Raw genomic sequence first — 12,775 nt, forward strand, 5'->3', positions numbered from 1 at the left:
GCCTATTTTAATTTTGCTAGAAATCGTCTTGTTAGGGCATTTATAGAAAGGGCGCTCAGTGTTAAAAAAACTACTCCATAGAGATTGGTGAAGTAGTAGAGGCTGAAAACGTCATCGCTGCCGAATACAAACTCCAGAGCCCCGCACTTTGCTCCTATGCATCTTGGAGATATATTTTCGACCAACCAATCAATCACGATAACAACTGAGGCTGGCATGAGAGCCATTAGAATGAGCGCTTTCGCTGGCAGGCCGCGGTCCACCAACATACGCGTCGAACCATCTGCGGCGCGACTCACCGCAAGCCGCACCAAAATAAACATCAATGAAACAGAAAATATTTGCGACATCACTATACTGATGAGCGATTTTGCAATAAAGATATAGAATATCACGGATATAGAAAATATACTCAGAAAGAGAGAAGAAAATGCATACACATAAAAGTCATATTTCTTAATATAGAAATATCTAGCATAAGCGTACAGCCCTATCGCGGCAGTGGCAATAGGAAAATATCCTATGGTAAGTGCGAGGTCGCGCATTAATGAGCTGCTTTAGATCTATCGCTGTTTATCTGAATCTTGTGAGGCGGACAACCGATATAGGGCAAATCAAAAATAATCAAGTACAAGTCGAAGTTTTCTTGCGGCACTCGTTGGCGACTGGTCTTAGGGATTTACACATCTGGTCGTCGCAAGAGTGCGGCTTTGCTTCATTGGCTTTAAAAATCAGCGGGGCAGCAGACAGCGCATGATAGAACGGAGCTAGTGCTTGCCGAAGCAGGCCTTGAACCTGGATACTGCCTCACTCGCGCCCTTGAGGCTGACAACAGTGCGCTCACCCTTTGCGCCCGTAATAGCCAATTCCTTGCCGCTTGAAATCTGATCCAGCAAGTCCATCGGCAGTTGGTCAAATTCATGCCAGCCGAAATAGTTGTTCTGGCCGCCGTCGGATACATAGGCCCGCTTGTCATCCACGTGCCATGTCGCTCTGGTGTCGCCCTTGAAGACGCCCTCAACGAAACCAATGAGATGCTCGCCGGGCGAGCCCATAAAGCCAACCTTAACATCACGCTTCTGAATTTCGGCATAGCAGGTTTGTCCCCAGTCCTCCTCTCGGGTGCTGAATTGCCATTGTTCCGAGGGAGCTACGGCCTCGACCGGGTCAGCCCGCAGTCCATTCTCGATCGGAGGCGAGGAGGTTTCGCCGCCATTCGGAGCTTGTAGTTTCAGCGGTGATGTGCTGCTCAATGGCGCGCTGCCGCCTTGTGCAGGATCTGCTGCCATCTGACTGAGGTCGGATATGTCCGAAATAGGAGGGCTCAGGATCAAGTAGTAGCTTGACTGCATGATTGGATATGAAGCGTTCGCCAAGACAGACGGTATGAAAGGGCGTTTCGCCAGCTGGTCGTCCCGGGATTCCCCCGTTGTATATGGCATCTGCAAATGCCGCAGCCGCAGCGATGAGTTCCTTACGGTCGTATAATTTGCTCACACATCGACTCACGTTTACGGGGAGACCCATGGATATTAGGGTCCCTTTGCTCCATTCTCAATTGCAGGAGCAGCAGCCTCTGGCGAAAAAACTATTCGAGAGGGTTATTCGGAAGCAGAAAATGCATGGAAGGCTGCGATCCGCGTAGGTTGTTGTCCAACAGCGCTGCTAACATCCATCTACATGCAACGAAATTTGCGGTACGATGGCAGGTATTTCAATTGTTCGTGTTTAAAATACAGTGTTAGAACAATAAGATAAATCGCCGTTTCGATTCCCTTCACCCGCTCCATCTCCCGCAAACCACGCCGAACGAGCCTAATCCCCGAAAAACCGGATCGGCTTGTACTGCCGATGCGCGATGATCAGGCTCCGGTCGGGCTGGATCATGTAGGTTTCCTCCACCTGCCGGCCGTATTGGTCGATGAAGTCATGCGGGAAGGCGGAGCCGGGGGATTTGGTGAGTTTGGTGCGCGGCTGGCCACCATAGGTGATGCTGCCGGGGATGGGTTCGAGGCCCCGGCCGTTCGTTCGCCGCCTTTTGAAGGCGCTTCGCGATCTTTTATGAAAAGGGTTGCGCGCAGGCATCGGCTCCTACAAGGATACAGATGGCGCCTCGGCCGCGCGCAACCCCTAGCTTCGCCCTTATTTGGTCTTACTGACGCTCGTCTCAATTCTCCCCAATTGAGACCTCACGTAGTCGCCGTGGCGAAGCTTTGCGAATTCGTCGGTGGCTTGTGCCGGTGCGCTCTTGAAAACGTACCATTGACCGTCCGGTTCGCGTTTCTGATAGATCAGGCCGCCCTTCTTGCGGTGGCTGAAGCAGGTGATTGCCGTCGCCGTTCCGGTCTTGGCGTGCCAGTCGGCGTTGAAGCAGAGTTTACCCGACTCCGTGATGAACCAGCGGCCCATGCCGAAGGATGGCGAGCCATTTTCCCGCGACCAGGCGGTAAAGCGACGCGCCTTTGCGGAGAAGTAGCCGGCGCCGGCTTTCCACATCCAGGAATTCTGGTTGTAGAGCCGATAGATTTCCGCGCTGCTCATCGGCTTTGCGGTCTCGATCCCCGCAGGCTCATTGGTTCCGGCAGCGGACGCGGCCGTAGCGATACCGCTGGTCAGGGCCACGGCCAGGAGCATTTTTTGAAGCATGGACATGTTCAGGTTCCTTCTAATTCAATTGATGCTTTGGCGGACGATCCGCCAGTCGGGGCGGCCATAGCCGTCCGGCCACGGATAGACTTCACGGTCGTTGAAGTAGACAACGGCGCTCAGGGCCGGGAACTGGGGATAGCGTTTCGTTACGCTCTCAGCCCAGCTTCGCACGAAGGGTTCGTCGCCCTCGTAGCCGAGTTCGGCAACCATGATGGGCTTGCCGTAACCAGCGACACGGGCGTATCCGGGCGCAAGGTGCTCGGCAAACGTCTGGTCGCGGCCAGTCTTGTCCCTGTCGTATTGCTCCAGGCCAAAGACCGAGAGCCCGATGAGATCGACGACATCGTTGCCGGGATAAAAGGCTTGAAGCCCCTCATTGCCCTTCGGTGACCACATGTATTTGGCCGTCTTCAGGTGGACCTTGCAGACATCCACCATCCGGCGATAGGCTTTGACATAATCGGCGCCCTGCCAATGCGACCAGGAGAACTGGCTGTCGGTTTCGTCCATTTCCTGTCCCCAGCGAATGATGACCGGACTTTTCAGCTTGGCAGCAGTCGAGCAGACGGCGGCCATGTTCGCATCGCGCGAACCGTTGAGGATGCTGTGCAGCAGTTCCTGCGAGGTTTGGCGCCAATCGGGTGACCAGGTCCAGGGCTCGACCGAGATCAGCAGGGTGCGGCCACGCGCTTGCGCATAATTGTCGGCGACGGCGAGCGTCTGCAGATCGACATCTTCCCAGGGCAGGAAGAGGTGTTCGATCTTCGAATCGGGCGAGGCGCCTAAATCTCCGTGCGGATCATAGGCGCCGAACGTGATCGACTCCTTCGTGACGACCGGCATTTTGGCCGGCGGCGCAATGGACGATGTCGTCATTGCAAGCGGCTGCCCTTCGGCAGAGCTGCCCAGAGCGGTCGGCAGGATCGCGACTCCCGACAGCAACAGGCCGGTTAACGACAACAGGGCTATTTTGGATGGGCTATGCATTGTGTACTTCCTCCACGCTCGGCCGCACATCCGGGTGAGCGGCATCGGTTCTCAGTTGGATCTCCTCCGGATCGGAAATCCATCGTGGTTTGAAAAAGATCGTGCGCAGGGCGGTCCCGCCCCGGCCTGCACCGGCGACGGCATAGCGCTCTTCGAACAGCTGAAGGCGGCCGCTGCCCCAGGCAAGTGCCTCGGTCGCATCCTTTCCGCGCATGACGGTTGCAACCCCCGGCAGCGCGACGAGCGCAAGAAGCACGGTCGCCATCGCCGGACGGTAGAAACGTGGGGCCGCCGCAACAGTATTTTCCTTCGAATGGCGCCCGACGATGACCAACAGCAGCGCGCAGTAGATTGCCGCGTTCTGGACGGTAAAGAAGTAAGCCCCCTTGGAAGCGCCGGCATCGCCGATTGCCAGGGCGGGCAATACCGCAATGAGCGCCAGCAAAGCGTAGGGCGCCAGGACACGCACCGGCAGCAGATCGACTTCGGACCGGCCTTTCGGCGTGACGCGGAAATCGACGAAGGAGCCTGTTACAAAATCGTGCACCGCAGCCAGCGTGCCGGCGAGCGCCCAGGGCCAGCGGGCAAAGAGAAAGAGCATGCATTCCCAGCTCAGGATCTTGGCGTCGTAGGGGCGGAACGAGCTGCTGGCGCGCCAGCGATAAGCCATCACCACGAGAGCGATAGAAAGCGGTGCGAAATGCGCCAGGAAATCGGGATAGGTCACCGTCACGAAGTTCTGGCCGCGCACGAGCGCGATGATCGGCAACGCAAACATGAGCAACATAAAGAACGCAAAAAGCGGATACCAGAGTTGCGAAAAGAGGAACTGGAACTTGAGCCGGGGCGGCAGCCGGCCGAGGAGGCTCGGCGAGTACCGCAACAGCACCATGACCAGGCTGCGCGACCACTGGAATTCCTGCGTCACGAGATCGCTGAAGGTTCTGGGGCCGTCACCATGGGCGATGGCATCCAGCGCATGCACACCCCGCCAGCCGCCGGCATTCATCATCAATGTCGTCGAATGGTCTTCAGCCAACTCCGGACCGAGGCCGCCGATCTGTTTGAGGGCGACGGTACGCACCGCGTAATGCGACCCTATGCACATCGGCGCCAGGCCGCCATTGTAACCGGCTTGGAGCGAACCATGCATGCTGGCCTCGGCATAGAGCCTTCCACGTGCCGACCAGCTTTCGGAAGCGTTCTTGTCGCAAATGCTGGGGGCCGAGACATAGCCGACCTTTGGATCGGCGAACGGACGCAGCATGTGGAAGAGATAGTCGGGCGCGGGAACATGATCCGCATCGAGTTGCGCCACGAAATCGTAGCGGCTGTAGCCGTAGTGGTCGTAGAAGAAGGCGAGGTTGCCTTCCTTGCACCGCGTGCGTCGGGGCCACGACGTCCGATGATAATCGGATCGCCCCTTGCGGGTCGAGACGAGGACCCCGTGCCCGGAGCACCAGTCGAGAGTTTCGGGGGAAGGGTCTTCGTCGGCAAGCCAGGTGTCGTGTTCCACCTCCTGGGCAAGCATTGCCAGCAGGGTTTCACTGACGACCGAGAAGGGTTCGGCCGGCGCCTTGGTCACGACCATGGCTACTCGACTGCCCGCCGGCAGGCGCAAGGGACCGTTCGGTCTTGCCGCCCGATAGAAGACGACGATGAAATAGGCCGGCAGAGCGGTAACCCAGGCAAGAACGAGGCTCACCGTAATCGTGCCGAAAGCATCGACGTGATGGCGCGGCTCCAACCACCAGATCCAGAAATAGGCGAAGGCGCAGGCCCATACGGCTGCCAAGAACAGATATTCGGCCCGCCGATGTCCGGTCAGAACCGGGACAAGAAGCGGCTCGCGGGAGGGTTCCGGAGCATGCGTCGCTTGGGTAATCGCAAGTTCGGTCATGCGCGCGCCTCCAGACCGAAGAACGGAGCCGCCGTCCGCACGATGGTTTCGAGGTCGGAATATCGAGGCTGGAAGCAGAGCGTCTCGCGGGCCAGGCTGGCGTCGGCGTAGAGGCTGGGCGGATCGCCCGGCCGGCGTGGATGGATGACGACCGGGACTTCGCAGCCGGTCGTTTCCTGGATCACGCGCAGCACGTCCCTGATGGAATAACCCCGCCCGGTGCCGAGGTTGATAGCGAGGTTTGCTCCGCCTTTGGCGAGATGGGTGAAGGCCTGAACATGGGCGCGCGCGAGATCTGCGACGTGAATATAGTCCCTTATGCAGGTCCCGTCAGGGGTATCGTAATCATCGCCGAATATCTCCAGGTGCGGAATCCGGCCGGCCGCGGCCAGCAGCGCCCGCGGAATGAGATGGGTTTCCGGAACGTGCCATTCGCCAAGCTCGCCGTCCGGATCGGCTCCACAGGCATTGAAGTAACGCAGGGCAACATACCGCAGGCCGTAGGCCGCCGCATAATCGGCGAGCATGTGCTCGAAGATCAGCTTGGTCTTGCCGTAGGGATTGATCGGAGCCTTCGGCAATGTCTCATCGATCGGCAGCACGGAGGGGACGCCGTAGACGGCACAACTCGATGAGAAGATGACGTTCTGAAGCCCCGTCTGCCGGCAGGCATCGATAAGCGACAATGCACCGCAGACATTGTTGTTGTAATATTTCGCCGGGTTTTCCACGGACTCGCCGACATAGGCCGAGGCGGCAAAGTGGATGACGGCATCGGGAGCATATTTCTCGATGACCTCGATTAGGCATGACGAGTCGAGGACGTCACCTTCGACGAAAGGGCCCCAGCGCACGGACGAACGGTTTCCGGTCGTGAGATTGTCGTAGACGACAGGCTCAATCCCCTCCGAGCGGAGGAGCTTGGCGGTGTGGCTGCCGATATAGCCGGCGCCGCCCGTGACCAGGACCCGGGGCGCATCCATCAGACCGCCTCCAGCTCGCGTGCCGGACGGGTGAGAACGCCATCGAAATAGTCGATCGTCTGACGCAGGCCGCTCGACAAGTCGATCTTCGGCCGCCAGTCGAGTTCCTGCATGGCAAGCGAAATGTCGGGGCGACGCTGACGGGGATCGTCAACCGGCAGAGCGCGATGGATGATTTGCGACCGGGAACCGGTCAATCCGATCACCTGCTCGGCCAGCTCCCGGATCGTGAATTCGCCCGGATTACCGAGATTGACAGGCCCCGTCAGCGACGACGGTGAGGCCATCATGCGGACCATGCCGCCGATGAGATCATCGACGAAACAGAACGAGCGGGTCTGGGAGCCGTCGCCATATATCGTGATGTCTTGCCCCGTCAGGGCCTGAACGATGAAATTCGAGACGACGCGGCCGTCGTCCGGACGCATCCGCGGGCCGTAGGTGTTGAAGATGCGGATGATCTTGATCTCGACGCCGTGCGTGTTGTGGAAGTCGAAGAACAGCGTCTCGGCGCACCGCTTGCCCTCGTCATAGCAGGAGCGTGGCCCGAACGAATTGACGTTGCCCCAGTAGCTTTCGACCTGCGGATGGACGTTCGGGTCGCCGTAGACTTCGGAGGTGGATGCCTGAAGGATGCGTGCGCCGGTGCGCGCGGCCAGCTCCAGAAGGTTGAGGGAGCCCAGCACGCAGGTTTTTGTCGTATGGATCGGATCGGCCTGATAATGCGGGGGCGATGCCGGGCAGGCGAGGTTATAGATCTCGTCGACTTCCAGATCGAGCGGGTGGACGATATCGTGGGCGACGACATTGAAGCGATCGACTCGCTTCAGATCGGCGATATTGCGCCGCATGCCGGTGGAAAAATTGTCGAGGCAGATCACCTGGTGTCCGGCGGCCAAAAGCGTCTCGCAGAGATGCGATCCGAGGAAACCTGCACCGCCGGTGACAAGAACTCTCTTGGGAGCGCGATGTATTCCGGATGGACAATTTGCATCACGAGCCGAAGCTTGTACAGAGCGCGCACGAATCTTACCAAGATAGTTCACGACTACCTCCCGTGTTTTCAGATTTTGCTATGAGATATTCGATATTTACTTCGACATATCGCGAAACCAAGTCGTTCGATCATGCGAATATTTTGTTCGTCCGGTTTTTCTTTTTGAATGAACCGATGCTTATTTAGATACAGCTAGGAAAGGCAATTGTCGTTATCCTCACGTCCTGGAAATTATCGCTCCGTACATTTCAGAGCGAAAAGGAATATGATAAACAACTTATGGAGGAGACTCTTCGGGCACTTCCGCTTTTTCAGACGGAGTTCTGCGGAGATTTCAGCCGCAAAAACAATTGCTTTTCTCAATTTCCATGGCTCGGGTCGGGTTATGCGCTGGAGGAATTGGATGGCTACAGGGTCTGAATCCGACGATGATCCTGCCGCGGAACAGGAACGGCCGGCGCATATGGAGCGGCGGCGCTGGCCGCGTGAACCGGCCATGCGCAAGGAACGCCCGCCCCATGCCTCTCCTGCACTCGAGCCGCTGCGATTCTCGACGCAGGACCTGCCACCGGCAGAACAATTCCAGGCCTGGCGGGCACATATGGCGCCGCTCGTGGATGTTCATCTGCCGGAGGGAAAATCACCCGAAGACGGATTCCTCGCGGAGCAGACCGGCTGGCATCTCGGCGATATCCTGATCGTCCAGCAGCGCGCGCATGCCCACAGATATGTCCGCGATCAGGCCATGCTTCGATCGAGCCCCATCGACCATTGGAACGTCGGCCTGCAGCGCAGCGGCCAGGCCTGGACCGAGGTCAACCGTCGTGTCACCGAGACCGGCGCCGGCGAGATACTTTTCATGTCTCTCGGCAGCCCCTATCGCGGACGGATGACCGATACCGAAGCTTTGCTCGTGTTCCTGCCGTATGAGTTGCTGGCTCGCGACGCGAGCCTTCTCCAGAGCGCCGGCAACACGGTTCTTTCGGGCAGCCACGCCGAGTTGCTCACGGGCTATCTCACGGGCCTCGAAACGAACCTCGGCAATCTGACGATAGAGGAAGTGCCTCGGATCATCCAAACCATCGGCGATATGGTCGTTGCGGGCGCCGCATCGTCCACAAGGACTGATACCGGTCAAAACCAGACCAACATGGGACTGATGGAGCGGGCACACCGCTACATTCACGTCAATCTCCATTCGGAAAACTTGACACCGGAAGTGATGTGCCGCGCGTTGGGGATTTCGCGTACGCGGCTTTATCAACTGTTTGAGGCGAGCGGAGGCGTGCTCAATTATATTCGCAAGCGGCGATTGCTGCAGGCCTATGCGGATCTCAGCAATTCGGCCGACCACAGGCCGATTTCAGAAATCGCAGAAGCCGCCGGTTTCGAGGTCGCCGCCAATTTTACGCGCGCCTTCATCCACGAATTCGGGCTGAGCCCGCGTGAAATCCGAAGGACGGTGGCAACCCAACAGCGGCCGGCTCCGGCAATCCGCTCCACACGGCGTTACGGAAAAACGATCGGTGATTGGCTGGCCCTGACGGGTTGATCCGGCGCGGGCTGAAATCCAGACTCGAAGTCCGTTAAGCGGCGGTCGACGCGCTTGCCGAAGACACAGCGGACTTGATCCAGCCCATGGCCTCCGTTCGCAATTGAGGGATATTCCCCTTCACCCGCTCCATCCCGCAAACCACGCCGGCCAAGCCTAATCCCCGAAGAACCGGATCGGCTTATATTGCCGATGCGCGATGATCAGGCTCCGGTCGGGCTGGATGATGTAGGTTTCCTCCACCTGCCGGCCGTATTGGTCGATGAAATCATGCGGAAAGGCGGAACCAACCGGCGATTTGGTGAGCTTGGTGCGCGGTTGGCCGCTATAGGTGATACTTCCGGGGATGGGTTCGAGGCCCGGGCCGCTGTAGCTGACGCTGCTGCATCCCGCGAGAACGAGCGTGCCGACGAGGCCGATGATTGCAGGTTTCATGTCCATCCCTCCCAATGCCGTGAATTGTGTCACTCTACGCCTTGCCGGAGAGAGTTCACGACACAAATGCCCATGCCGCTCCTCAATCCTTTGGGAAGCATTCCCGGGGACGTCGTGATCGACTGCCGGACGCGACATCACCTATGGATATTAGGGTGAAAATCCCGATCCTCCAGGCGCGCCGACGCATCCTTGCCGAAACCGGTGCCGTCTGCTAGATCGGCATCGTCGAAAAAGGCAGGATCGGTTGAGGTAAGCCCGGTCCCTCCCGTTCGAGCGTCAAGCGCGCTCTCACGGAAGCTCTGCTCCGTGCCATGGCACGAGAACCCGCGACGTGATCCGCACCAAGATGCGGGATCCCGGCGGCGTGCGGAGACGGCAAAAGGCAGTCCCGGGATTTTTTCGAACGGAGACTGTCATGCGCTTGAACCACCTCGACTTCCACGTACCCGATATCGCTGCCGCCGCGGATTTCTTCATCCGCCATTTCGGTCTGAGACTTAGGGATATGCGCGGCCAGAACGGCCTGGCGATCCTCGAAGACGATGCCGGCCTCGAAATCGTCCTCAGCCACGCAATCGCAAAATTCGGCACCGCCGATCAGGTGGAGATGGGGCGCCAGACCTATCATGTCGGCTTCATCCTGCCCGAAAAGACGGATGTCGATGCGGTCCATGCCGGACTTGCTGCTGCCGGTGCTGATCTGTCCGGTCCGCCGGTCGCCATGCGCGGCGGCTGGCTGTTTTATTGCACGGCGCCCGGAAACATCCTCATCGAGATCGGCTGGCGGCCGGAATAAATCGGATACGAGGTTCCACAGAGAGAAAGGGCGACCCTAACCCTCTCCCCCTTCCGACGGGGCGAGGGGACGTGCCAAACGCAACGTTGAGATTGAGGAGGCCGGTGCAGCATATCCCTTCTCCCCGCGTGCGGGGAGAAGGTGGCGGCAGCCGGATGAGGGGCAAGCCTCAAGCGGCTCAGAATTCCGTCCAGTCGGGATCCTGGCTCGGCGACGTGCCGCTGCCGGCGCCGAAGGCGTTGGCGATTTTCTGGCCGAGCGCGCGGGCCGGTGAGGCGGCCGGGCGGGCGGTGCCTTCGCGGGCGACGCGGACCGGGGCTGCCCTGGCTGCTGGGCGGGCGGCAGCGCGCGGTGCTGCTGCGGCGATTGGCGCACTCGTGGTGAAGCCGCCGGTGCCCGTCAGCCTGAATTGGCCGAGCAGGTTGTTGAGCGCTGCCGCTTCGGTTGCCAGATTGTGGCTGGCAGCGGTGGATTCCTCGACCATCGCCGCATTCTGCTGCGTGCCCTGATCCATGGTGTTGACGGCGGTGTTGATCTCCTGCAGCCCGATCGACTGTTCGCGGGAGGCTTCGGCGATCGCGTGGACGTGCTGGTTGATCTCCTGCACCTCTTGGACGATCGCGTCGAGCGCCTTGCCGGTCTCGCCGACCAGCGAGACGCCGGTCTGCACATGCGAGCCGGAGGTGCTGATCAGTGCCTTGATCTCCTTGGCCGCCTTGGCCGAGCGCTGGGCGAGCTCGCGCACTTCCTGGGCGACGACCGCAAAGCCCTTGCCGGCGTCGCCGGCGCGGGCGGCTTCGACGCCGGCGTTCAAGGCCAAAAGGTTGGTCTGGAAGGCGATGTCGTCGATGACGCCGATGATGTTGGAGATTTCGCCCGACGACTTCTCGATCTGCTGCATGGCGGAGACGGCCTTGCGGACGATCTCGCCCGATTTCTCGGCGCCGAGGCGGGTCCGGGCGACGAGCTGGCTCGCCTCCTCGGCCCGCTTGGCGGCGTCACGCACCGTCGTGGTGATCTCCTCCAGCGCTGCTGCCGTTTCTTCGACGGAGGCCGATTGCTGTTCCGTCCGCTGCGAAAGCTGGTCCGCGGAGGAGCGAATCTCGTTGGCGCCGGCGCCGATCGCCCGGGCATTGGCGCCGACCGTATGCAGGGTTTCGTTGAGCTTCTCGACCGAGTTGTTGAAATCCTCACGCAGCGCATCGAGATGCGCGACGAAGGGCTCGGCGATATGCGAGGCGAGATCGCCGGCGGCAAGGCGGCGCAGGCCGTCGCCGAGCGCGGTGACGGCGCGGTCGAGTTCGGATGCTTCGCGGGCCTTCTGCGCCTCGCGGTCGCGGCGCTCGCTGTCGCTGACGTCGCGGTCTGCTTCGGCGCGCGCTTCGATCCGGGCGCGCTCGATCGCATTGTCGCGGAAGACCGAAACGGCCTTTGCCATCTGGCCGACTTCGTCGCCGCGGTCGAGGCCGCTGACGTCGCTTGTGGTATCGCCCTCGGCAAGCCGTGTCATGCGCTGGCGCAGCTGCGTCATCGGACCGGCGATGCCCTTCTGGGCGACGACCACGCTGAAGCCGACGGCGGCAAGAACGGCGATGCCGATCAGCACGAAACAGAAGCCGATCCGTCCGTTGACGGAAGCCGAGAGCGCGTCGCCGCCATCGTTGAGCATCGCCATCATCGCATCATTGTTGGCGATCATCTTCGGCGTCAGCGCATCGAGCTTGGCATTGATCAGGGCAACATTCGCCTGGGCGCCGGCGCTGTCCTTAGCTTTGCTCTGTTCTATGATCTTGTTCGCCAGCGCTTCGATCTCATCGATGCCCGCCTGAATTTCATCGATCGCCGGCTTGCGGCTGGGCACCAGTGCCAGTGCCTGCTTCATGCGGTCACGCGCCTGCGGCAGCTTGCTCGGTGTGGCGAGCGCCTTCTGGAATTCGGGCGTATCGGGCTTCATGTCGGCAAGCAGGCTTACCTGCAGCACCGAGGCCACCGCCGATGCGCTGGCGCGCGCGCTCAGCATCGAGGCCTGCGCCTCATGATCGATGAAGGCGCTGTAGGCGGCGTCCGCACGGCGGAACTCGGAAATGACATAGATCAGCCCGGCCATGGTGATCAGCCCCAGGAGCGCCACCACCGATATGATTTTTGTGCGGATTTTCAGATGTTTCAGCATGGAAATGTCACCCGATTGACGGGGCGTGCTCGCGCGCCCGGTGCTTTTGAAATCAATTGTTGCAGAAAACGCTGCTTCAATATCGCGGATTAGGGATTACGTTTGGGCTGACGCTTGCATCATGCGATCGGCTGGCGGGGTCCGATGTCGTCGCAACAAATAAGAGGCGATATTCTTTAATTCCGCGCTAACACGAGGCGGGGGATGGCTGTGATTTTTTGGGGCTGAGAGGTTGCACTTTACCTAGCGCGTATGAGGGCACCCAGGATCAAGCGCTCGGAGTGCCGGCGTTCAAGAGAG

The 12,775-nt window shown here is 59.7% G+C and carries 12 protein-coding genes; 2 read left to right on the forward strand and 10 right to left on the reverse strand.

Features of this window, described 5'->3' with window-relative positions:
* Positions 1 to 2: 2 nt before the first annotated feature.
* The 8 genes from OLZ32_RS35920 to OLZ32_RS35955 all read right to left on the reverse strand — a co-directional run bounded on the left by OLZ32_RS35920 (position 3) and on the right by OLZ32_RS35955 (position 7,565).
* On the reverse strand, positions 3 to 545 hold the full coding sequence (locus tag OLZ32_RS35920) for a hypothetical protein (RefSeq protein WP_264425108.1): 543 nt from the start codon (positions 543 to 545) through the stop codon (positions 3 to 5).
* Positions 546 to 767: 222 nt separating this feature from the next.
* Entirely contained in the window at positions 768 to 1,289 is a 522-nt protein-coding gene (locus OLZ32_RS35925; RefSeq protein WP_264425110.1) for a hypothetical protein, read from the reverse strand.
* A gap of 526 nt (positions 1,290 to 1,815) precedes the next feature.
* A complete protein-coding gene (locus OLZ32_RS35930; RefSeq protein WP_003545196.1) occupies positions 1,816 to 2,085 on the reverse strand; it encodes a hypothetical protein in 270 nt (89 codons plus the stop codon).
* Positions 2,086 to 2,142: 57 nt separating this feature from the next.
* Positions 2,143 to 2,652 (reverse strand): DUF995 domain-containing protein, encoded by a 510-nt coding sequence (locus OLZ32_RS35935; protein ID WP_003545197.1) that lies wholly within the window; start codon positions 2,650 to 2,652, stop codon positions 2,143 to 2,145.
* Between the two features lie 18 nt (positions 2,653 to 2,670).
* Positions 2,671 to 3,609, reverse strand: a complete 939-nt coding sequence (locus OLZ32_RS35940; RefSeq protein ID WP_264425125.1) for a glycoside hydrolase family 26 protein — start codon at positions 3,607 to 3,609, stop codon at positions 2,671 to 2,673.
* Positions 3,610 to 3,628: 19 nt separating this feature from the next.
* Complete coding sequence (locus OLZ32_RS35945) at positions 3,629 to 5,536, reverse strand: glycosyltransferase family 2 protein (protein WP_264425112.1); 1,908 nt, start codon at positions 5,534 to 5,536, stop codon at positions 3,629 to 3,631.
* Positions 5,533 to 6,519, reverse strand: a complete 987-nt coding sequence (gene galE / locus OLZ32_RS35950; RefSeq protein ID WP_264425114.1) for a UDP-glucose 4-epimerase GalE — start codon at positions 6,517 to 6,519, stop codon at positions 5,533 to 5,535. Before galE ends, OLZ32_RS35945 begins: the two co-directional genes overlap by 4 nt.
* A complete protein-coding gene (locus OLZ32_RS35955; RefSeq protein WP_264425116.1) occupies positions 6,519 to 7,565 on the reverse strand; it encodes a UDP-glucuronic acid decarboxylase family protein in 1,047 nt (348 codons plus the stop codon). The genes galE and OLZ32_RS35955 overlap by 1 nt, the downstream gene beginning before the upstream one ends.
* A gap of 354 nt (positions 7,566 to 7,919) precedes the next feature.
* Between OLZ32_RS35955 and OLZ32_RS35960 the strand changes: the two genes are divergently transcribed.
* Positions 7,920 to 9,068, forward strand: coding sequence for a helix-turn-helix domain-containing protein (locus OLZ32_RS35960; RefSeq protein ID WP_264425127.1), 1,149 nt, complete (start codon positions 7,920 to 7,922; stop codon positions 9,066 to 9,068).
* A gap of 156 nt (positions 9,069 to 9,224) precedes the next feature.
* On the opposite strand, the gene OLZ32_RS35965 is transcribed toward OLZ32_RS35960, so the two are convergent.
* Positions 9,225 to 9,503, reverse strand: a complete 279-nt coding sequence (locus OLZ32_RS35965; protein ID WP_130711881.1) for a hypothetical protein — start codon at positions 9,501 to 9,503, stop codon at positions 9,225 to 9,227.
* 418 nt (positions 9,504 to 9,921) lie between these two features.
* Here OLZ32_RS35965 and OLZ32_RS35970 point away from each other — a divergent pair, with 418 nt between their 5' ends.
* Positions 9,922 to 10,302 carry a VOC family protein gene (locus OLZ32_RS35970; protein WP_264425118.1) on the forward strand — a complete coding sequence of 127 codons (381 nt, stop codon included), beginning with the start codon at positions 9,922 to 9,924 and terminating at the stop codon, positions 10,300 to 10,302.
* A gap of 178 nt (positions 10,303 to 10,480) precedes the next feature.
* On the opposite strand, the gene OLZ32_RS35975 is transcribed toward OLZ32_RS35970, so the two are convergent.
* Positions 10,481 to 12,475, reverse strand: a complete 1,995-nt coding sequence (locus OLZ32_RS35975) for a methyl-accepting chemotaxis protein (RefSeq protein WP_264425120.1) — start codon at positions 12,473 to 12,475, stop codon at positions 10,481 to 10,483.
* Between the last annotated feature and the right edge of the window lie 300 nt (positions 12,476 to 12,775).

The sequence above is a fragment of the Rhizobium acaciae genome (assembly GCF_025941625.1).
GTDB lineage: Bacteria > Pseudomonadota > Alphaproteobacteria > Rhizobiales > Rhizobiaceae > Rhizobium > Rhizobium acaciae.

Bases quoted from the DNA above. Each gene is read 5' to 3' on its own strand.
- galE (WP_264425114.1), bottom strand. From the start codon at position 6,519: ATGGATGCGCCCCGGGTCCTGGTCACGGGCGGCGCCGGCTATATCGGC.
- OLZ32_RS35970 (WP_264425118.1), top strand. From the start codon at position 9,922: ATGCGCTTGAACCACCTCGACTTCCACGTACCCGATATCGCTGCCGCC.
- OLZ32_RS35960 (WP_264425127.1), top strand. From the start codon at position 7,920: ATGGCTACAGGGTCTGAATCCGACGATGATCCTGCCGCGGAACAGGAA.
- OLZ32_RS35935 (WP_003545197.1), bottom strand. From the start codon at position 2,652: ATGTCCATGCTTCAAAAAATGCTCCTGGCCGTGGCCCTGACCAGCGGT.
- OLZ32_RS35975 (WP_264425120.1), bottom strand. From the start codon at position 12,475: ATGCTGAAACATCTGAAAATCCGCACAAAAATCATATCGGTGGTGGCG.
- OLZ32_RS35945 (WP_264425112.1), bottom strand. From the start codon at position 5,536: ATGACCGAACTTGCGATTACCCAAGCGACGCATGCTCCGGAACCCTCC.
- OLZ32_RS35920 (WP_264425108.1), bottom strand. From the start codon at position 545: ATGCGCGACCTCGCACTTACCATAGGATATTTTCCTATTGCCACTGCC.
- OLZ32_RS35925 (WP_264425110.1), bottom strand. From the start codon at position 1,289: ATGGCAGCAGATCCTGCACAAGGCGGCAGCGCGCCATTGAGCAGCACA.
- OLZ32_RS35965 (WP_130711881.1), bottom strand. From the start codon at position 9,503: ATGAAACCTGCAATCATCGGCCTCGTCGGCACGCTCGTTCTCGCGGGA.
- OLZ32_RS35930 (WP_003545196.1), bottom strand. From the start codon at position 2,085: ATGCCTGCGCGCAACCCTTTTCATAAAAGATCGCGAAGCGCCTTCAAA.